At 70.6% G+C, this 19,559-nt stretch carries 18 protein-coding genes; 11 read left to right on the forward strand and 7 right to left on the reverse strand.

Annotated elements, in window-relative coordinates; translation table 11 throughout:
• Positions 1-59: 59 nt before the first annotated feature.
• Positions 60-272, forward strand: a complete 213-nt coding sequence (locus MTF69_RS01910) for a hypothetical protein (protein ID WP_243330004.1) — start codon at positions 60-62, stop codon at positions 270-272.
• A gap of 118 nt (positions 273-390) precedes the next feature.
• On the opposite strand, the gene MTF69_RS01915 is transcribed toward MTF69_RS01910, so the two are convergent.
• A complete protein-coding gene (locus tag MTF69_RS01915) occupies positions 391-1,113 on the reverse strand; it encodes a bifunctional 2-polyprenyl-6-hydroxyphenol methylase/3-demethylubiquinol 3-O-methyltransferase UbiG (protein WP_243330443.1) in 723 nt (240 codons plus the stop codon).
• Positions 1,114-1,202: 89 nt separating this feature from the next.
• Positions 1,203-1,802, reverse strand: a complete 600-nt coding sequence (locus MTF69_RS01920; RefSeq protein WP_243330006.1) for a DUF3043 domain-containing protein — start codon at positions 1,800-1,802, stop codon at positions 1,203-1,205.
• A 241-nt stretch (positions 1,803-2,043) separates the two neighbouring features.
• On the opposite strand from MTF69_RS01920, the gene MTF69_RS01925 reads away from it, so the two are divergent.
• Together MTF69_RS01925 and MTF69_RS01930 are read left to right on the forward strand one after the other, a co-directional pair.
• Complete coding sequence (locus MTF69_RS01925; RefSeq protein WP_243330008.1) at positions 2,044-2,838, forward strand: PspA/IM30 family protein; 795 nt, start codon at positions 2,044-2,046, stop codon at positions 2,836-2,838.
• Positions 2,839-2,881: 43 nt separating this feature from the next.
• Entirely contained in the window at positions 2,882-3,160 is a 279-nt protein-coding gene (locus MTF69_RS01930; RefSeq protein ID WP_243330010.1) for a hypothetical protein, read from the forward strand.
• 45 nt (positions 3,161-3,205) lie between these two features.
• Here MTF69_RS01930 and MTF69_RS01935 read toward each other — a convergent pair whose 3' ends face one another.
• Positions 3,206-3,970 carry a hypothetical protein gene (locus MTF69_RS01935; protein ID WP_243330012.1) on the reverse strand — a complete coding sequence of 255 codons (765 nt, stop codon included), beginning with the start codon at positions 3,968-3,970 and terminating at the stop codon, positions 3,206-3,208.
• Positions 3,971-4,040: 70 nt separating this feature from the next.
• On the opposite strand from MTF69_RS01935, the gene MTF69_RS01940 reads away from it, so the two are divergent.
• The 3 genes from MTF69_RS01940 (at position 4,041) to MTF69_RS01950 (ending at position 9,317) form a co-directional block, all read left to right on the forward strand.
• Positions 4,041-4,862, forward strand: a complete 822-nt coding sequence (locus MTF69_RS01940; RefSeq protein WP_243330013.1) for an adenosylcobinamide-GDP ribazoletransferase — start codon at positions 4,041-4,043, stop codon at positions 4,860-4,862.
• A gap of 348 nt (positions 4,863-5,210) precedes the next feature.
• On the forward strand, positions 5,211-5,927 hold the full coding sequence (locus MTF69_RS01945) for a response regulator transcription factor (protein WP_243330014.1): 717 nt from the start codon (positions 5,211-5,213) through the stop codon (positions 5,925-5,927).
• A gap of 258 nt (positions 5,928-6,185) precedes the next feature.
• Positions 6,186-9,317, forward strand: a complete 3,132-nt coding sequence (locus MTF69_RS01950; RefSeq protein ID WP_243330015.1) for an efflux RND transporter permease subunit — start codon at positions 6,186-6,188, stop codon at positions 9,315-9,317.
• 92 nt (positions 9,318-9,409) lie between these two features.
• Here the strand turns inward: MTF69_RS01950 and nadA are convergent, their stop codons facing one another.
• Positions 9,410-10,612 carry a quinolinate synthase NadA gene (gene nadA / locus MTF69_RS01955; RefSeq protein ID WP_243330016.1) on the reverse strand — a complete coding sequence of 401 codons (1,203 nt, stop codon included), beginning with the start codon at positions 10,610-10,612 and terminating at the stop codon, positions 9,410-9,412.
• Between the two features lie 340 nt (positions 10,613-10,952).
• Here nadA and erpA point away from each other — a divergent pair, with 340 nt between their 5' ends.
• Complete coding sequence (gene erpA / locus MTF69_RS01960; protein ID WP_243330017.1) at positions 10,953-11,309, forward strand: iron-sulfur cluster insertion protein ErpA; 357 nt, start codon at positions 10,953-10,955, stop codon at positions 11,307-11,309.
• Between the two features lie 125 nt (positions 11,310-11,434).
• On the opposite strand, the gene MTF69_RS01965 is transcribed toward erpA, so the two are convergent.
• Together MTF69_RS01965 and MTF69_RS01970 are read right to left on the reverse strand one after the other, a co-directional pair.
• Positions 11,435-12,937: a hypothetical protein gene (locus tag MTF69_RS01965; RefSeq protein WP_243330018.1), complete on the reverse strand. Its 1,503-nt coding sequence runs from the start codon at positions 12,935-12,937 to the stop codon at positions 11,435-11,437.
• 82 nt (positions 12,938-13,019) lie between these two features.
• Complete coding sequence (locus MTF69_RS01970) at positions 13,020-13,238, reverse strand: hypothetical protein (protein WP_243330019.1); 219 nt, start codon at positions 13,236-13,238, stop codon at positions 13,020-13,022.
• Positions 13,239-13,370: 132 nt separating this feature from the next.
• Here MTF69_RS01970 and MTF69_RS01975 point away from each other — a divergent pair, with 132 nt between their 5' ends.
• Complete coding sequence (locus MTF69_RS01975) at positions 13,371-14,348, forward strand: carbohydrate kinase family protein (RefSeq protein ID WP_243330021.1); 978 nt, start codon at positions 13,371-13,373, stop codon at positions 14,346-14,348.
• A 302-nt stretch (positions 14,349-14,650) separates the two neighbouring features.
• Here MTF69_RS01975 and MTF69_RS01980 read toward each other — a convergent pair whose 3' ends face one another.
• Positions 14,651-16,033 (reverse strand): cysteine desulfurase/sulfurtransferase TusA family protein, encoded by a 1,383-nt coding sequence (locus tag MTF69_RS01980; RefSeq protein ID WP_243330023.1) that lies wholly within the window; start codon positions 16,031-16,033, stop codon positions 14,651-14,653.
• A 316-nt stretch (positions 16,034-16,349) separates the two neighbouring features.
• Between MTF69_RS01980 and coxB the strand changes: the two genes are divergently transcribed.
• Genes coxB through MTF69_RS01995 form a run of 3 tightly spaced genes read left to right on the forward strand, consistent with a single transcriptional unit; the run spans position 16,350 to position 19,446 of the window.
• A complete protein-coding gene (gene coxB, locus MTF69_RS01985; RefSeq protein ID WP_243330025.1) occupies positions 16,350-17,324 on the forward strand; it encodes a cytochrome c oxidase subunit II in 975 nt (324 codons plus the stop codon).
• Positions 17,321-19,051, forward strand: coding sequence for a cytochrome c oxidase subunit I (gene ctaD, locus MTF69_RS01990; protein WP_243330026.1), 1,731 nt, complete (start codon positions 17,321-17,323; stop codon positions 19,049-19,051). The genes coxB and ctaD overlap by 4 nt, the downstream gene beginning before the upstream one ends.
• Positions 19,048-19,446, forward strand: a complete 399-nt coding sequence (locus MTF69_RS01995; RefSeq protein ID WP_243330028.1) for a cytochrome c oxidase subunit 4 — start codon at positions 19,048-19,050, stop codon at positions 19,444-19,446. Before ctaD ends, MTF69_RS01995 begins: the two co-directional genes overlap by 4 nt.
• The last annotated feature ends 113 nt before the right edge of the window (positions 19,447-19,559 follow it).

The following is a 19,559-nucleotide window of genomic DNA, read 5'->3' on the forward strand; positions in this document are numbered from 1 at the left end:
TCTGCGGGCACACTCAAGGCGAGAAGCGTGTGAGAAGCGGACGAGCAACGGAGGCGGACATGGCGTGGACGTGGCGGTTCGAGACGGCCGACGGCAGTGAGACGAGCCCGTCGGTGGTGCCGGAGGAGTTCACCACGCAGGGGGACGCCGAATCCTGGATCGGCGAGTACTGGAAGGACCTGCTCGAGGGCGGTACCGAACAGGTGAAGCTCTCCGACGACAGCGGGGTCCAGCTCTACACGATGAGCCTGCGCGAGGCCGCCGAACTCTAACCGGCGCTGACCGGCGCTGACCGGTTCCGGCCGGCGCTGACCGGTTCCGGCCGGGGTGCGCGAGAGCCCGGGCCCCTCAGGGGTCCGGGCTCTGTCGTGCGAAGGGGTGCCCGGGCGCTCAGCCCCGCACGCCACACAGGTGCAGCAGCGCGGCGACCCCGCGGTAGGGGTCGGTCCGCCCGGCACGGTCCTCGGCGGCGAGCAGCCCCTCCAGTTCCGCGTCGGAGGGGAGCTTGTCCCCGGCCTCGGTGCCGTCGGTGAAGACGCGTACGCCGTACCAGGTCTGCAGCGGGGCGCCGATCCCCGACAGGGTCGCGGTCAGCGTGGCGAGCCGGTCGGCGCGTACGTCCAGGCCCAGCCGGTTCGTGTAGTCGACGCCGTCGAAGGCCGCCAGCGCGGCCGTCCAGTCGCCGTGCAGGCCGGGCCGCATCGCGAGGGCGTCGCCGTTGCGCACCAGCAGGGACAGCAGTCCGCCGGGGGCCAGCATCCGGGCGAGCCCGGCGAGCATGGCGTCCGGCTCGGGCACGTACATGAGGACGCCGTGACAGAGCACGACGTCGAAGCTGCCCGGCAGGAAGTGCGCGCCGGTCTCCCGGCCGTCGCCCTCCATGAGGCGGACGCGGTCCTGGATCCCGGGGGGCTCGGCGGCCAGTACCTCACGGGCGACGGCCAGCATGGCCGGGTCCTGCTCCAGCCCGGTCACCATGTGCCCGGCGCGGGCCAGGCGCAGCGCCTGGGTGCCCTGGCCCATGCCGACGTCCAGGACGCGCAGCCGCTGCCCCACGGGGAAGTGGTGCGCGATCTGCTCGTCGACCTGACGGCCGACGAGCTCCTGGCGCACCACGTTGCGGAGCCCGCCCAGGCCTTCCAGCCACAGCCGGGCCCCGCCCGCGAAGCCACTCCCGCCGAACGCTCCGGGCGTTCCTCGGCTCAGGGCCGTTCCCCGCGCTTGACCTGCGGCTTCGGCAGACGCAGCCGGCGCATCTGGAGGGTGCGCATCAGGCCGTACGCGACGGCGCCGCGCTTGGGTTCGTCCGGGAAGCGCTGGTTCAGGGCCTTGCGCAGGCGGATGAACATGCCGACGGAGTCGACGATGATCAGCGCGATCACGCCGAGCCACAGCAGGAGCGCGATGTTCTGGATGGACGGAACCCGCACCATGCTCAGCACCAGGATGATCACGGCCAGCGGCAGGAACATCTCGGCGACGGAGAAGCGGGAGTCCACGAAGTCGCGTACGTACCGGCGCACGGGACCCTTGTCGCGGTTGGGCAGATAACGCTCGTCGCCATTGGCGAGAGCCTCGCGCTGCTTGGTCATCTCGACCCGGCGGCGCTCACGAGCTCGCTTGGCATCCTCCTTGCGGTTGCCGGTCGAGGCCACCACGGCCTTGCGCTGTGACTGGGCCACAGCACGCTTCGGCGTCGGGCGGCCCTTCGGGGCCTGAGGGTCACGGGACTGCGAGAGGTCGGCGCTCACCTTGTCGGTGGCGGCGTCCTTCTCTTCCTTGGAGGATCGGCTACCAAACACAAACCCAAGGGTACGTGGTTGAGGGCACGCGCCCCATCCCACCGGGGAACGATCCGGCAACGGCGGGCGTCCTTCCTGAGGGGAGCACCTACTCCTTACGCCTGACACGGCGGACGCGTAGTCGTCCTGGAGGAGGAGCGCATCCCTGCTCGAACAGTGCGGTAATAGAGACAGGGCCCGTACTGTGGGTCTTGTTGGTGACCTGGAGCGAAGTCCGTCTAGAAGGGGGCGCGCGAAGCCCATGAGCGGTGTCATGAAGCGTATGGGGATGATCTTCCGCGCGAAGGCGAACAAGGCCCTGGACCGGGCCGAGGACCCGCGCGAGACCCTCGACTACTCGTACCAGAAGCAGCTGGAGCTGCTTCAGAAGGTGCGCCGCGGCGTTGCCGACGTGGCGACCTCCCGCAAGCGGCTGGAGCTGCAGCTGGGCCAGCTGCAGGGCCAGTCCAGCAAGCTGGAGGACCAGGGCCGCAAGGCGCTGGCGCTGGGCCGCGAGGACCTGGCCCGCGAGGCCCTGTCCCGTCGCGCCTCCCTGCAGCAGCAGGTCAGCGACCTGGAGGTGCAGCACCAGACCCTCCAGGGCGAGGAGGAGAAGCTGACCCTCGCCGCGCAGCGGCTGCAGGCCAAGGTGGACGCCTTCCGCACGAAGAAGGAGACCATCAAGGCCACGTACACGGCCGCCCAGGCGCAGACGCGGATCGCCGAGTCCTTCTCCGGCATCTCCGAGGAGATGAGCGACGTCGGCCTCGCCATCCAGCGCGCCGAGGACAAGACGGCGCAGCTCCAGGCCCGCGCCGGCGCGATCGACGAGCTGCTCGCCTCCGGCGCGCTCGACGACCAGAGCGGCCTCGGCTCCAAGGACGACATCCAGGCCGAGCTCGACCGCCTCTCCGGCGGGACGGACGTGGAGCTGGAGCTCCAGCGCATGAAGGCCGAGCTGGCGGGCGGCACCTCCGCCCCGCAGTCGGCCATCGAGGGCGGAGCCCCGGGCGCCGGCCAGCCCTCGCAGACCCAGCACCGGTTCGACAAGCAGTAGTTCGACAACCAGTAGTTCGACAAGCAGTAGGACGGGGCCCGTCATGATTGTCCGCATCATGGGGGAAGGTCAGGTGGAGCTGGCGGACAGCCACTTCACCGAGCTCAACACGCTGGACGACGAACTGCTCGCGGAGATGGAGAGCGGTGACGAGGAGGGCTTCCGGCGCACGCTGGGCGAGCTGCTCGCCGCCGTACGGCGGCTCGGCGAGCCGCTGCCCGACGAGGCGCTGGAGCCGTCCGAGCTGATCCTGCCCGCCCCCGACGCCTCGCTCGGCGAGGTGCGGGAGATGCTCCGCGACGACGGGCTGATCCCGGGCTGACGTAGCAAGAGGGTCCGCCCCCAGGGGGCGGACCCTCTTCCCACGTCAGAGCAGCTCCTTCTCCGAGGGCTGTTCCGCGTCCGGGGTCCCGCCGATGAAGTTCTCGAACCTGCGCCGCGGCGAGGACCACCGGCGGTCGTGGTGGAAGGCGCGCAGCTTGGCCTTGGCCCGGGCCTTCGGGCGGTTCGCGTAGAACTTCTTCGCGTACGGGGAGCCGGGCCGGGCGAGGCGGATCGCGCCGATCAGCGCGACGAAGGGGATGACCGTGCCGAAGAAGGCGGTGCGCGCCTTGCCCTTCCACAGGGCGATCAGGGCGAGGAAGAAGTTGGTCGCCGTGTTCATGGCGACCAGTCCGCGGTTGTGCCGCTCGTCCTCGGTGAGGTCGTTGACCCCGAACGGCAGGAAACCGCCCAGCACCAGCGCCACGACCGCCGCCGTCAGGACGACGATCTCCACGCTCTTGCGCCCCTGCTCGCTCCAGTAGACGTCGTCCAGGTGCAGGATCAGCGCGAACTCGTCCAGCACCAGCCCCGCGCCCAGCCCGAAGATCACGGCCGACAGCCCCGCCCCGAAGCTGTGCCGGGCGCTGCCGATCGCGCCGAAGCCGCCGATGATCACGAGGATCACTCCGGGGACCACGTGGTGGATGTGCATCCCGCCCGGGGTGACGTTCTTGAAGGGCCCCCGGCCCGCCCGGATCATGCGGGTGATCATGCGGGTGACCAGGAAGGACAGGACGAAGGCGACCAGCGCGAGGAGCAGCGGGAGCTTCCCCGGCTCCACGATGTTGCGATACCACCAGTGACCCATGCCACCACCTCCCGGTTTGGGGCGTTATGGGTAACTTACCGGTCCCGTCGAGCGGGTAGCGTTCGCGCCGATGACAGATTCGTACGATGGCCCGCCCCTGACCCCGCCCACGGAACGGGCCTCCCTGCTCGACGGGGTCCGCTTCGCCTTCGGCACGCTCACCGTGCTGCCCGCGCGCATCACCCGCTGGGACCGTCCGGCCGCCCGCACCGGCATGGCCTGCGCCCCGCTCGCCGGGCTCGTCGTGGGGCTCCTCGCGGCGGTGCCCGGGGTTGTCCTGCTGCTGTGCGGCGGCGGTCCGCTGCTCGCCGCGGCCGTCACCGTCGCCGTCCCGGCGGCCCTGACCCGCGCCCTGCACCTGGACGGCCTCGCCGACACGGTGGACGGACTGGGCAGCGCCAAGCCCGCCGACGCCGCGCTGCGCATCATGAAGCAGTCCGACATCGGCCCCTTCGGGGTGGTGGCGCTGGTGTTCGTGCTGCTGGTCCAGGTCGCGGCGCTGGCCGACGTGTACGCCGACAGCTGGGTCCGGGGTGCGCTGGCCGCCGTGGCCGCCGCCGTCACCGCCCGCCTCGCCATGACCCTGGCCTCCCGCGACGGGGTTCCCCCGGCCCGCCCCGAGGGGCTGGGCGCGGCGGTCGCCGGAGTGGTCCCGCGCAGGGCCGCCGCCGTGGTCGCCGGACTCGTGGTGGTCCTGTCCGCCGCAGCCGCGCTGCCCCTGGGCCTGCCGGCCGCCGCGCAGCACGCGGTGGCGGTCCTGGCCGCCCTGCTGGCGTCGGAGGCCCTGCTCCGCCGCTGCGTACGCCGCTTCGACGGGGTCACGGGAGATGTCTTCGGAGCCCTGGCCGAGGTCTCGGCGACGACGGCCCTGGTGGTACTGGCCCTGGGCTAAGACTTGATCCGCTATCCCTGTGGGGATGACGGATTGCAGCCGGGGCGGTTCCTGGGCTGTCCGGCGTGGTCGCCCGGGGGCGGCTCATCCGGGGTCGCTCAGGGCGCTGGTCCGGCATTCGGGGAGCAGAGGCACAGTTCAGCTGTTGTGCTGCCGCGTGATCCGTACCGGCAAGCCGGGGACGGACACGGTGCGGTTGACTCCCACAGGGCGTCTTCTCGCCCTATCCCTTGCGAGACTTGGCGATCGTACCGAAGTTGCGGAACCTTGGCGGGTGTTTCCCGGACCTTGCCCGGGGCCGGGCCGGGGTGCCGGACCGCGCCGCGCGGAACGACGTAGGGTCAGGGCGTGGAAAAGACCCCGAACCAGGCCCCGACGCCCATCCGGGTGCTCCTCGCCGACGACCAGGCCCTGCTGCGCAGCGCGTTCAAGGTGCTCGTCGACTCCGAGGCCGACATGTGTGTCGTCGGGGAGGCGTGCGACGGGGCGCAGGCCTTCGAGATGGCGCGCACGGAGCGGCCCGACGTCGTGCTCATGGACATCCGGATGCCGGGCACCGACGGCCTCGCCGCCACCCGGCTGATCAGCGCCGACCCCGAACTGGCCGACGTGCGCGTGGTGATGCTGACGACCTTCGAGGTGGACGAGTACGTGGCGGCGGCCCTGCGGGCGGGCGCCTCCGGGTTCCTCGGCAAGGGCGCCGAGCCAGAGGAACTGCTCAACGCCATCCGCGTCGCGGCCGCCGGCGACGCGCTGCTCTCCCCGGCCGCGACCAAGGGGCTCATCGCCACCTTCCTCGCGCAGGGCGGCGGCGAGGGGGCCACCCCCGCCGCGGGCGCGGCCCACGTAGAGCGCCTCGCCGCGCTGACCGGACGCGAGCGCGAGGTCCTCGTCCTCGTGGCGGCGGGCCTGTCCAACGACGAGATCGCCCGCCGGCTGGAAGTCAGCCCGCTCACCGTCAAGACCCACGTGAACCGGGCCATGTCCAAACTCGGTGCCCGTGACAGGGCGCAATTGGTGGTCATCGCCTACGAATCGGGACTGGTCCGGCCCAGGGCCGAGTAGCCGCAGCGGGTTCGCAGGGGGTCCGCAGCGGGTTCGCACTGGGTTCGCAGTGGTTCGGAGCGCTTCGCAGCAGTTCGCAGTAGCCCCGCCTACTGCGGACGCGGTATGCCCCGGATAAGGACGGGACCTGGGGGCGACGTCGGCGTGCCCGTGCGCGGGAGAGGCTGAGGGGCCCCGCGCGTGCCCGAAGGCACGGCTCCGTCATGCCTCCATGCCTCGTAGACGTCACCGCGTCCCTGCAGAGAGATCCCCATAGCCATGTTCCGGCTGTCCCGCTTCAGCCTCGCCCAAAGGGCGCTGGTCGGCCTCGTGTCGCTCGTCGCGCTCCTCTTCGGCGCCATCGCCATCCCCCAGCTCAAGCAGCAGCTGCTGCCCTCCATCGACCTGCCGATGGTGTCCGTCCTCGCGCCGTACCAGGGCGCCTCGCCCGACGTGGTGGAGAAGCAGGTCGTCGAACCGATCGAAGCCATGCTCAAGGGCGTCGACGGGATCACCGGCATCACCTCCACCGCCAGCGAGGGCAACGCCCTCATCATGGCGACCTTCGACTACGGGGACGACGGCACCAAGCAGCTCGTCGCCGACGTCCAGCAGGCCGTCAACCGGGCCCGTGTACGGCTGCCCGCCGAGGTGGACCCGCAGGTGATCGCCGGTTCCACCGACGACATCCCGACCGTGGTCCTCGCCGTCACCTCCGACAAGGACCAGCAGGCGCTGGCCGACCAGCTCACCAAGTCCGTGGTCCCCGTACTGGAGGACATCGCGGGCGTCGGCCAGGTCACCGTCGACGGGGTCCAGGACCTCCAGGTCACCGTCACCCCCGACGACGCCAAGCTCGCCGCCGCCGGCCTCGACGGCGCGGCCCTGGCCCAGGGGCTCCAGGCGGGCGGCGCCACGATCCCCGCCGGCTCCTTCGACGAGGCGGGCAAGAACCGCACCGTGCGCGTCGGTTCGGGCTACACCTCGCTCGCCCAGCTCGAGGACCTGCGCCTCACCGCGGGACCGGGCAAGCCCGCCGTCCGCCTCGGCGACGTGGCGAGCGTGAAGCAGGAGCCCGCCAAGGCCGACTCCCTCACCCGCACCAACGGCAAGCCCAGCCTCGCCCTGGTCCTCACCATGGACAAGGACGGCAGTGCCGTCGCCATCTCGGACGCGGTCAAGGACAAGCTGCCCGAGCTCCGCTCCACCCTCGGCTCCGGCGCCGACCTGGCCGTGGTCAGCGACCAGGGGCCGGCCGTCGCCAAGTCCATCTCGGGCCTGACCACCGAGGGCCTGCTCGGCCTGGTCTTCGCGGTCGTCGTGATCCTGGTCTTCCTCGGCTCGCTGCGCTCGACGCTGGTCACCGCGGTCTCCATCCCGCTGTCCGTCGTCCTCGCGCTGATCGTGCTGTGGACCCGCGACCTCTCCCTCAACATGCTGACGCTGGGCGCGCTCACCATCGCCATCGGCCGGGTCGTCGACGACTCGATCGTGGTCCTGGAGAACATCAAGCGCCACCTCGGCTACGGCGAGGAGCGCCGGAGCGCGATCATCACCGCGGTCAAGGAGGTGGCCGGCGCGGTCACCTCCTCCACGCTCACCACCGTCGCCGTCTTCCTGCCGATCGCTTTCGTCGGCGGCATGGTGGGCCAGTTCTTCGGCCCGTTCTCCATCACCGTCACCGCGGCCCTGCTGGCCTCGCTGCTCGTCTCCCTGACGGTCGTCCCGGTGCTCTCGTACTGGTTCCTGCGCGCGCCGAAGGGCGTCAGCGAGGGGGACGCCGCGAGCATCGAGAAGGCCCGCCGCGAGGCCGAGGAGAAGGAGTCCCGCAGCAAGCTCCAGCAGTTCTACGTACGGGCGCTGGGCCTGGTCACCCGCCGTCGGGTCGCCACCCTGATCGTCGCCGTCGTGGTGTTCGTCGCGACGCTGGGCATGACCCCGCTGCTCAAGACGAACTTCTTCGACCAGGGCGAGCAGGAAGTCCTGAGCATCAAGCAGCAGCTCCCGCCCGGCACCTCGCTGGCCGCCGCCGACGAGGCGAGCCGCAAGGTCGAGAAGGTCCTGGACGGGACCGACGGCGTCAAGGACTACCAGGTCACCGTCGGGTCCTCCGGCTTCATGGCCGCCTTCGGCGGCGGTACGGGCTCCAACCAGGCCTCGTACCAGGTCACGCTGGAGAACTCGGGCAAGACCGAGTCGGCCAAGAAGCACATCGAGACCGCCCTCAAGGGGCTCGACGGCATAGGCGAGACCACCATCGCGGCCGGTGACGGCTTCGGCAGCCAGAACCTCAGCGTCGTCGTCAAGGCCGGTGACGCGGCCGTCCTCGCCCGGGCCGCCGAGCAGGTCCGCACCGAGGTGGCGAAGATCGAGGACGTCACCGACGTCCAGAGCGACCTGTCGCAGTCCGTGCCCCGGATCTCGGTCACCGCCACCCCCAAGGCGGCGGAGTTCGGCCTGAACCAGGCCGCGCTCGGCGCCATCGTCGGCCAGGCCGTACGCGGCAACCCGGCGGGCAAGGCCGTACTGGACGACACCGAGCGGGACATCGTCATCAGGTCCGCGCAGCCGGCCGCCACTCTGGCCCAGCTGCAGGCGCTGCCCGTCGGCCCGGTGAAGCTCGGCGACATCGCCGAGGTCGAGGAGGTTCCCGGCCCCGTCGCGATGACCCGGATCGACGGCGCCCGCGCCGCGACCATCAGCGCGAAGCCGATCGGCGACAACACCGGCGCCGTCAGCTCCACCCTGCAGTCGAAGATCAAGGCCCTGGACCTGCCCGCGGGCGCCACGGCCTCCATCGGCGGCGTCGGGGAGGACCAGAGCGAGGCCTTCGCACAGCTGGGCCTGGCCATGCTCGCCGCCATCGCGCTCGTGTTCATGCTGCTGGTCGCGACGTTCCGCTCGCTGGTCCAGCCGCTGATCCTGCTGGTCTCCATCCCCTTCGCGGCGACCGGCGCGCTCGGCCTGCTCCTGGTCACCGGCACCCCGCTCGGCGTCCCGGCACTGATCGGCATGCTGATGCTCATCGGCATCGTCGTGACCAACGCGATCGTCCTGATCGACCTGGTCAACCAGTACCGGGCCCAGGGCTACGGCGTGATCGAGGCGGTCGTCGAGGGCGGCCGCCACCGGCTGCGCCCGATCCTGATGACGGCACTGGCGACGATCTTCGCGCTGCTCCCGATGGCGCTGGGCGTCACGGGCGAGGGCGGCTTCATCTCGCAGCCGCTCGCGGTGGTCGTCATCGGCGGCCTGATCAGCTCCACCGTGCTGACCCTGCTCCTGGTGCCGACCCTCTACACGATGCTGGAGCTCCGCAAGGAGCGCCGCAGCGCGAAGAAGACGGCCCGCCTGACCGTGGTCCCGGCCCCGTCCGCCCCGGCGGACGAGGAGAGCCCCGTCAAGGTCTGACCCGCGGGGGAACCCGTACTCCGGGAACCCGTACACGCCGAAGGGCCGCCCCTCGCAGGGCGGCCCTTCGGTCGTCGTGCTGCGGGACCGGGTTACGGAAGCGCGAGCATCCGCTCCAGGGCGAGCTTGGCGAAGCTCTCGGTCTCCTTGTCGACCTGGATCTGGTTGACGAGGTTGCCCTCGGCCAGGGACTCCAGGGTCCACACCAGGTGGGGGAGGTCGATGCGGTTCATGGTCGAGCAGAAGCAGACCGTCTTGTCGAGGAAGACGACCTGCTTGTCCTCCGCGGCGAAACGGTTCGCCAGACGCTGGACGAGGTTCAGCTCGGTGCCGATGGCCCACTTGGAGCCGGCCGGGGCCGCCTCCAGCGCCTTGATGATGTACTCGGTGGAGCCGACGTGGTCCGCGGCCGCCACGACCTCGTGCTTGCACTCGGGGTGGACCAGCACGTTCACGCCGGGGATGCGGGCGCGCACGTCGTTGACGGAGTCGACCGAGAAACGGCCGTGCACCGAGCAGTGGCCGCGCCACAGGATCATCTTGGCGTTGCGCAGCTGCTCGACGGTCAGGCCGCCGTTCGGCTTGTGCGGGTTGTACAGCACGCAGTCGTCGAGGGTCATGCCCATGTCGCGGACGGCGGTGTTGCGGCCCAGGTGCTGGTCCGGGAGGAAGAGCACCTTCTCGCCCTGCTCGAACGCCCACTCCAGGGCCTTCTTCGCGTTGGACGAGGTACAGATCGTGCCGCCGTGCTTGCCGGTGAAGGCCTTGATGTCGGCCGAGGAGTTCATGTACGAGACGGGGACCGTGGCTCCGGCGACACCGGCCTCGGTCAGCACGTCCCAGCACTCCGCAACCTGCTCGGCGGTGGCCATGTCGGCCATCGAGCAGCCGGCGGCCAGGTCCGGCAGGACCACCTTCTGGTCGTCCGAGGTGAGGATGTCCGCGGACTCGGCCATGAAGTGGACGCCGCAGAAGACGATGTACTCGGCATCCGGCCTGGCGGCCGCGTCCTTGGCGAGCTTGAAGGAGTCACCGGTGACGTCGGCGAACTCGATGACCTCGTCACGCTGGTAGTGGTGGCCGAGGATGAAGACCTTGTCCCCGAGCTTCTCCTTGGCGGCGCGGGCGCGCGCCACGAGGTCCGGGTCCGACGGCGAGGGCAGGTCGCCGGGGCACTCCACCCCGCGCTCGCTCTTGGGGTCGGCCTCACGGCCGAGCAGCAGCAAGGCAAGGGGCGTCGGCTGGACGTCCAAGGGCTGGTTGTCCAAAGGCTGGGCGGTGGTCACGACACGCACCCTTTCTGTTCTGCGACAAGGGACTTCTGAAGCCACTCTGAAGCCATCGCTTCGACTTCTCGTCTATTTGACGCTATCTATCATAACTGCTTCACGTCACTTTGACGATGCCGATAGTGTCGATGTGACGAATTCGCCCGCCGGGCACCGGGACCTCGCGGGGACCTCGCGCAGACCTCGCGGGGACCCACCCCCGCGCGGCGGTGTGCGAGCATGGAATTTCTGAAAGACGCGTCGGGTCCCGGAATGAATCCGCGGCCCCGCTCGTTGCCACCGACGGCAAGAGTCCGACGTTTCCCCGCTCCCGGCGGGGAGCCGCCCACTTCGGGAGTGAATGCAGATGTCCGTACAGGACGAAAAGACCACCGTGAGCGACGGCATCCTCCTGTCCGACGCCGCCGCCGAGAAGGTCAGGACCCTGCTGGAGCAGGAAGGCCGCGATGACCTGGCGCTGCGCGTCGCCGTCCAGCCCGGTGGCTGCTCGGGCCTGCGCTACCAGCTCTTCTTCGACGAGCGCTCTCTCGACGGCGACGTCGTGAAGGACTTCGACGGTGTGAAGGTCGTCACCGACCGGATGAGCTCCCCGTACCTGCACGGTGCGTCCATCGACTTCGTCGACACCATCGAGAAGCAGGGCTTCACGATCGACAACCCGAACGCCACGGGCTCCTGCGCCTGCGGCGACTCGTTCAACTAAGCCCGGACGTCCCGGCCGGCTCGCAGGGCCGGCCGGACTCGCAGGGCCGACGAGAGGGGCCCGCCCGCGGACATCCGCGGGCGGGCCCCTCTCGCACGTCCGGGCGCCTGCCGGCGTCCCGGTGGCTACTGGCGGGGGACGGCCTTGCCCGTGGTCGCGTCGACCACCTTGCGGTCGCCGACCGGCTGCTGGAGCGTGGCCGTCACCGTCATCTCCTGCGCCAGCATGATGCAGGCCTGCCCCGGCTTGTTCGGGGTGTCCGTGATCCTCACCATCACCGACTCCGGCTGCTCACGGACCTCCAGGGCGTACGTGCTGCACACCCCGCCCCAGAAGTTCACGGTCAGCGTCCGGTCGGCCGAGGAGTACGAGAAACCGGGCACGGTCTGCCCCTTCGCGGGCGGGTCGACGGGGGTGGGCAGGTCGACCGGGGGAATCTCCTCGGTCAGCCCCGCCGGCTGGGCCACCGTGTGGCCCGGGCCGCCGCCCTTGCCGGCCACCTCGAACAGCCAGGCCGGCACGAGGCCGCGGGCCCCGTCGACCGTGCCCGGGACCAGCCCGAGCTCGGCGGCCCGCACCGACTCCGTCCGCGACGGCTTCATCGGCCGCGGCTCCGGGTTGCACGGCAGCGTGTCCGTGGCGCCGTCCGGGGTGTCCGGGGTCAGCGGGACGCTCGTGGCGCAGCCGCTCGGGCCGGGGTCCGTGGCGCCGGAGCCCCGGGACTTGTCGTTCAGCCGGGCCAGCGCGTCCACGGCGCCGATCACCGGCTGCTCGGCGGCCCGCACCGGAACCTTCAGCTCGCCACTGCCCGACACCACCTTGGAGTCCACCCCGACGCCGATCCGGGTGGACCAGCCCTGCGTGGGCAGGCCGCCGATCACCGGGTCGGCCGTCACCAGGCGTACGGAGCCCTGGGCGATCCGGGCGTCGAGCGCGGCCGAGCCCTGGCCCACGGCCGCCAGCACGGGTGCGGCGGCGGCCTTGGCGGCCTCCTCGGAGACGGGCGTCCCGGCCGTGCCGCCGTGCTCCCGGCCCAGATCCTGGGGGAGGGTTGCGGGGCCGCAGGTGTCCTTGCCGCGCACGCAGTCGTCGCCGGTGCCGCCGACCTGGAAGCGGGAGAAGTTCCAGGTCCCGGGCGCCTTGAGGTTCACCGTGAGCCGGGGCCCGGAGCCGTCCGCCCTCTCCCCGGCCTGCCAGGTCTCCCCGGCGAGCCGGGGCGCGCCGGAGATCCCGAGCGCCGTCGCGAGCCGCGCCACCTCGGCGGAGGTCACCTCACCGCTCGCACGGAAGGCCGGCGCCCGGGCCGGGCCGTCCGGGAGGGGGACATCGGCGGTGTACGTGACCCCGCCGCCGGAGGGGTCGGGTTCTCCGGGGGCGATGCCGGGCCCGGGCGGAGTGGGCAGCGCGCGGGGCGCGGAGGCCGCGCTGTCGCCCGTACGCCCCTCGCCGTGGGCGGTCGACGCCCAGTACGCGGTGCCGCCGCCGGTGAGCAGGACGGCGACCGCGATCGAACCGACGACCCAGACCGGCCGCCGTCGTGTGCCGCGTGACGCGTCCGGAGTGCCGGGTGCCTGGAGTGCCTCGGGTCCCTCAGGGCCCTCGGGTGCATCGGACTGTTCGCTGGTCACCGCATCGCTCCTTTGCCCGTCCCGCATGGGGTGATGCGGGTGTGACGGAACAGACGCGGATCCGGTTCCGCCGGGCCCCGGCCTAGAAGCCGTAGACCGCCGTGGAGGCGATGAGGCGGGCCGAGGCGGCCGGGACGCGGATCCCGTTGATCTGGGAGGGAGCCACCTGATCCGGCCGCGCACCAGTGGGAACCGGCCAGTGCGGGGCCATCCGGGCGCAGTCGCCCAGCAGCTGCTCGAACTCGGTGCCCGCCGTGATCTCGGAGGGCCGGGCGGGCCCGAAGCCATCGGTGTAGGTCATGGGGCACGGTAGGCACGGCGCCGCGGGTGAAGAAAGACCTACTACGGGGTAGTTTCTTCCGGTCGGCCCGGGGCCCGTCGACCGGGTAGTTTTGAATGTCCCCTTGCCTTCCCCCGCAGGAGCGTCCACGCCGTGCGTATCGCAGTCACCGGCTCCATCGCCACCGACCACCTCATGACCTTCCCCGGCCGCTTCGCCGACCAGTTGGTCGCGGACCAGCTGCACACGGTCTCGCTCTCCTTCCTCGTCGACAACCTCGACGTACGGCGCGGCGGCGTCGGCCCGAACATCTGCTTCGGCATGGGGCAGCTCGGCGCCCGGCCGATCCTCGTCGGAGCGGCCGGCTCCGACTTCGACGAGTACCGTGCCTGGCTCGACCGGCACGGCGTCGACACCCAGTCCGTGCGGATCTCCGAGGTCCTGCACACCGCGCGCTTCGTCTGCACGACGGACGCCGACCACAACCAGATCGGCTCCTTCTACACGGGCGCGATGAGCGAGGCCCGCCTGATCGAGCTGAAGGCGGTCGCGGACCGGGTCGGCGGCCTGGACCTCGTCCTGATCGGCGCGGACGACCCCGAGGCGATGCTGCGCCACACGGAGGAGTGCCGTACGCGGGCGATCCCCTTCGCCGCGGACTTCTCGCAGCAGATCGCCCGGATGGACGGCGACAACATCCGCACCCTGATGGAGGGCGCGACCTACCTCTTCTCGAACGAGTACGAGAAGGGCCTCATCGAGGCGAAGTCCGGCTGGACCGACGTCGAGATCCTGGCGAAGGTCGGCACCCGGGTCACCACGCTCGGCTCGAACGGCGTCCGCATCGACCGGGTCGGCCACGACCCGGTCGTGGTCGGCTGCCCGGAGGAGACCGCGAAGGTCGACCCGACGGGCGTCGGCGACGCGTTCCGCGCGGGCTTCCTGACGGGCCTGGGCTGGGGCGTCGGCCTGGAGCGGGCCGCTCAGGTCGGCTGCATGCTGGCCACCCTCGTCATCGAGACGCTGGGCACCCAGGAGTACACCCTGGGCCGGGCCCACTTCATGGAGCGCTTCACGAAGGCGTACGGCGACGAGGCGGCGGCGGAAGTCCAGTCCCACCTCCCGGCGTAGCCCCTCGCGGCGCCGGGCTCTGTGCCCCTGGGCGGGCCCGGTGGGCGGGTGCGGGTGGGTGGGCCCTGCGGGGCGAAGTCCCCTACCCGCCCTTCCACCGTTCCCCGGGGCTGCGCCCCGGACCCCGCGCCTCAAACGCCGGCGAGGCTGGAGGGTGCCGCGCAGCGGCACATCCAGCCCGTCCGGCGTTTGAGGACCGGGTCCGGGCAGAGCCCGGGGAACGGGCGAAGGGCGGGTAGGGGACTTCCGCCCCGCAGGGCAGAACCCGCTGCGGCCGCAGGCCGGCCAGGGCGCGGCCCGGGTCAGACCGCCCGGCGGACCGTGTACGCAGTACCCAGGGGACGCGGGGCTTCGCCCACATACACCTGCCCCCGCATCGCGCACCACGCCGGAATGTCCAGCCGGGCGACCTCGTCGTCCGACAGGACGGTCACCGTGCCACCCACCGGCACCCGGACAATGGCCCGGGCCAGTTCGATCACCGGCTGCGGACACCGCAGGCCGAGGGTGTCCAGTTCCAGGGACTCCGCCTCCGGATCGGCGGCCATCACCGGTTCCACCACGCCGAGTTGCTCGCGGACCCCCGCCACCAGCCCCGGCAGGACCTCCAGGAAGCCGTTGACCTCCGCCGCCGTCGTGCCGGCCGGCAGGGACACCCGTACGTTCCCCTCCGACAGCACCCCCATGGCCCGCAGGACATGGGACGGCGTCAGCGTCGAGCTGGTGCACGAGGAGCCGGAGGAGACGGAGTAGCCGGCCCGGTCCAGCCCGTGGAGCAGGGTCTCCCCGTCCACGTACAGGCAGGAGAAGGTGACCAGGTGCGGGAGCCGGAGGTCGGGATGGCCCACCACCTCCACGTCCGGCACCAGACGGGCAACCCGCCGCCGCAGCCGGTCCACCAGGATCCGCAGGCGGGCCGCCTCCGCGTCCGCCTCGGCGCGCACCGCCCGCAGGGAGGCCGCCGCGGCGACGGCCGCGGGGAGGTTGACGAAGCCGGGGGAGCGCCCCGACTCCCTTTCGTCGGCGGGGCCTTGGGGGGAGAAGCGCACTCCCTTGCGGACCGCCAGCAGGCCGACTCCGGCCGGGCCGCCCCATTTGTGGGCGCTCGCGCACAGCACGGACCAGTTCCCGGGGACCGGCCCCCAGCCCAGCGACTGCGCGGCGTCCACCAGCAGCGGGACCCCGGCGGCGGCGCACACCTCGGCGACCTCCGCCACGGGCTGGACGGTGCCGACCTCGTGGTTGGCCGACTGGAGGCAGGCCAGCGCGGTGGAGGGCCCCAGGAGTTCCCCGTAGGAGGAGGCGGCGACCCGGCCGAAGCGGTCCACCGGGACCTCCTCGACCCGCCCGCCGCCCGCCGCGTGGACCTCCGCCGCGTGGAGTACGGAACTGTGTTCCACCGCTGATACGACCAGATGCCCGCCGACGCGCCGACGCCCCGCCAGGACCCCGGCCATGCCCGAGTGAACCGCGTGCGTCCCCGAAGGAGTGAACACGAGCTCGTCGGGGCGGCAGCCCACCGCCTCCGCCGCCGCCTCCCGCGCCGCGTCCAGCAGCAGTCGGGCCCGGCGCCCTTCGCGGTACAGCCGGGCGGGGTCGGCCCAGCCTTCGTCAAGGGAGGCCTGGAGCGCCTGCCGGGCCACGGGGTGCAGCGGGGCGGCGGACGCGGTGTCGAAGTACGGCATCCGGTCACGCTAACCGGACGCCGCGCCGGCGCCGCGCCCGGCTTGGGGCATGCCGTCGAAGTTCCTAGGTCAGGGGCCGTCAGATGCCGTCGGGACCCCGCCATTCGGGGCCCGTTGGGCCGTCCCCCGTACGGCGGATCCATCCCTTCGGGGTCAGTAACGGCGCGTTGGGCACCCTCCCCGCGCGACCCCAAATAGCGTCCAGTAGGGTTTGGTCCGCATAAACATCCAAACCCCTGCCTGCGTCAGGGCCGGCGACCGACCCGAATGCGGCCGCGGCCGGCCGCGCGGGCCGAGACTCTCGGGAAGGCGCTACGTGAGTCCCTACGGCTCCGACCGCTCGCCGCGGCGCCCGATGCGGCGGAAGCTGCTGCAGGCGCTGACTGCGGGCGTGGTCCTGGCGACCGCCACTGGTTGCTCGTATACATGGAAAGACTTTCCCCGCCTCGGATTGCCCACCCCGGTCACTGAAGAGGCGCCTCGCATCCTCTCCCTGTGGCAGGGGTCCTGGGCGGCCGCTCTGATCACCGGCGTCCTCGTGTGGGGCCTGATCATGTGGAGCGTCATCTTCCACCGGCGCAGCCGGACCAAGGTCGAGGTTCCCCCGCAGACCCGGTACAACATGCCCATCGAGGCGCTGTACACCGTGGTCCCCCTCATCATCGTCTCGGTGCTGTTCTACTTCACCGCGCGTGACGAGTCGAAGCTGCTCGCCCTCTCCGCCAAGCCGGCGCACACGATCAACGTGGTCGGCTTCCAGTGGAGCTGGGGCTTCAACTACGTCGAGGACGTCGACGGCGACGCGGCGACTCCGAAGGCCGGCGAGGTTCCCAAGGAACTCGCCTCCCTTCCGGACCGCTACACCAAGGACTTCCCCGCGGGCGCCGAAGGCGTCTACACCAAGGGCGTCCCGAGCGACCGGAACGCGGAGACCGGCAACCCGGGCCCGACGCTCTGGCTGCCGAAGGGTGAGAAGGTCCGCTTCATCCTGTCGTCCAACGACGTCATCCACTCCTTCTGGGTGGTCCCCTTCCTGTTCAAGCAGGACGTCATTCCGGGGCACACCAACGTCTTCGAGGTCACCCCGACCGAAGAGGGCGTCTTCATGGGCAAGTGCGCCGAGCTCTGCGGTGTCGACCACTCCCGAATGCTCTTCAACGTCAAGGTCGTCTCTCCGGAGGCGTACAAGGCGCACCTGAAGGAGCTCGCGGAGAAGGGTCAGACCGGCTTCCTCCCGGCCGGTATCCAGCAGACCGACCCGGCCCGCAATGCTGAGGTGAACAAACTGTGAGCATCCTCAACCAGCCTCAGGGTGCCGAGGCCGACTCGTACGAGAACGAGTTGCCGGTACGGAGCAAGCAGCCGGGCAATGTCGTCGTGAAGTGGTTGACCACTACCGACCACAAGACCATCGGCACGATGTACCTGCTCACGTCGTTCGTGTTCTTCCTCATCGGCGGCCTGCTGGCGCTCTTCATGCGCGCCGAGCTGGCCCGTCCGGGTACGCAGATCATGTCGAACGAGCAGTTCAACCAGGCGTTCACCATGCATGGCACGATCATGCTGCTGATGTTCGCCACCCCGCTGTTCGCGGGCTTCGCGAACTGGATCATGCCGCTGCAGATCGGCGCGCCCGACGTGGCGTTCCCGCGGCTGAACATGTTCGCGTACTGGCTGTACCTCTTCGGTTCGACCATCGCGGTGGCCGGTTTCATCACCCCGTCGGGTGCCGCCGACTTCGGCTGGTTCGCCTACTCCCCGCTGTCGGACGCCGTCCGCTCGCCGGGCATCGGCGCCGACATGTGGATCATGGGTCTGGCTTTCTCCGGCTTCGGCACGATCCTCGGCTCGGTCAACTTCATCACCACGATCATCTGCATGCGCGCCCCCGGCATGACGATGTTCCGCATGCCGATCTTCACCTGGAACGTGCTGCTGACCGGTGTTCTGGTCCTGCTCGCCTTCCCGGTGCTGGCCGCCGCGCTCTTCGCGCTGGAGGCCGACCGCAAGTTCGGTTCGCACATCTTCGACGCGGCCAATGGCGGCGCCCTGCTATGGCAGCACCTCTTCTGGTTCTTCGGACACCCAGAGGTGTACATCATCGCGCTGCCGTTCTTCGGAATCGTTTCCGAAATCATTCCGGTCTTCTCGCGCAAGCCGATGTTCGGTTACATCGGCCTGATCGCCGCGACGATCTCGATCGCCGGCCTTTCGGTGACCGTGTGGGCCCACCACATGTACGTCACCGGCGGTGTGCTGCTGCCGTTCTTCTCCTTCATGACGTTCCTCATCGCGGTTCCGACCGGTGTGAAGTTCTTCAACTGGATCGGCACGATGTGGAAGGGCTCACTGTCCTTCGAGACCCCGATGCTCTGGACGATCGGCTTCCTGGTCACCTTCACCTTCGGTGGCCTGACCGGCGTCATCCTGGCCTCGCCCCCGATGGACTTCCACGTCTCCGACTCGTACTTCGTCGTCGCGCACTTCCACTACGTCGTCTTCGGCACCGTGGTCTTCGCGATGTTCGCGGGCTTCCACTTCTGGTGGCCGAAGTTCACGGGCAAGATGCTGGACGAGCGCCTCGGCAAGATCACCTTCTGGACGCTGTTCATCGGCTTCCACGGCACCTTCCTGGTGCAGCACTGGCTGGGCGCCGAGGGCATGCCGCGTCGTTACGCGGACTACCTCGCGGCGGACGGCTTCACGCTGCTGAACACCATCTCGACGATCAGCTCGTTCGTGCTGGGCCTGTCGATGCTGCCGTTCATGTACAACGTCTGGAAGACGGCGAAGTACGGCAAGAAGATCGAGGTCGACGACCCGTGGGGCTACGGCCGTTCGCTCGAATGGGCGACGTCTTGCCCGCCGCCGCGGCACAACTTCCTCACCCTGCCGAGGATCCGGTCCGAATCCCCGGCATTCGATCTGCACCACCCCGAGATCGCGGCCCTCGACCACCTTGAGGACCACGCCGTGGCCGCCAAGGCCGTCGCTGGTGGCAAGGAGGCCGGCAAGTGAAGATCCAGGGCAGGATGTTCCTGTGGCTCGCCGCCTTCATCCTGATCATGACCGTCGTGTACGGCGTGTGGTCCAAGGAGCCCGTCGGCACCACCGCGCTCGCACTGGCCTTCGGCCTGAGCGCCATGATCGGCTACTACCTGGCCTTCACGGCCGCGCGCGTGGACGAGATGGCCCAGGACAACCTGGAGGCCGACGTAGCCGACGAGGCGGGCGAGCTGGGGTTCTTCTCCCCGCACAGCTGGCAGCCGCTCTCGCTGGCCATCGGTGGCGCCTTCGCCTTCATGGGCGTCATCTTCGGCTGGTGGCTGATGTACTTCTCGGCGCCGCTGATCCTGATCGGCCTGTGGGGCTGGGTGTACGAGTACTACCGCGGCGAGAACCAGAACCAGTAGCCGCACCCGTGCCGCCGCCCCTCGTGGCGGCCGCAGCGTGAGACCAGGGGCCCGGACACCTCCAATGGAGGAGTCCGGGCCCCTCGTTTGCAGTCACCCCGCGCGCCGTAATT

The organism is Streptomyces sp. AP-93, assembly GCF_022808175.1.
Classification (GTDB): Bacteria; Actinomycetota; Actinomycetes; order Streptomycetales; family Streptomycetaceae; genus Streptomyces.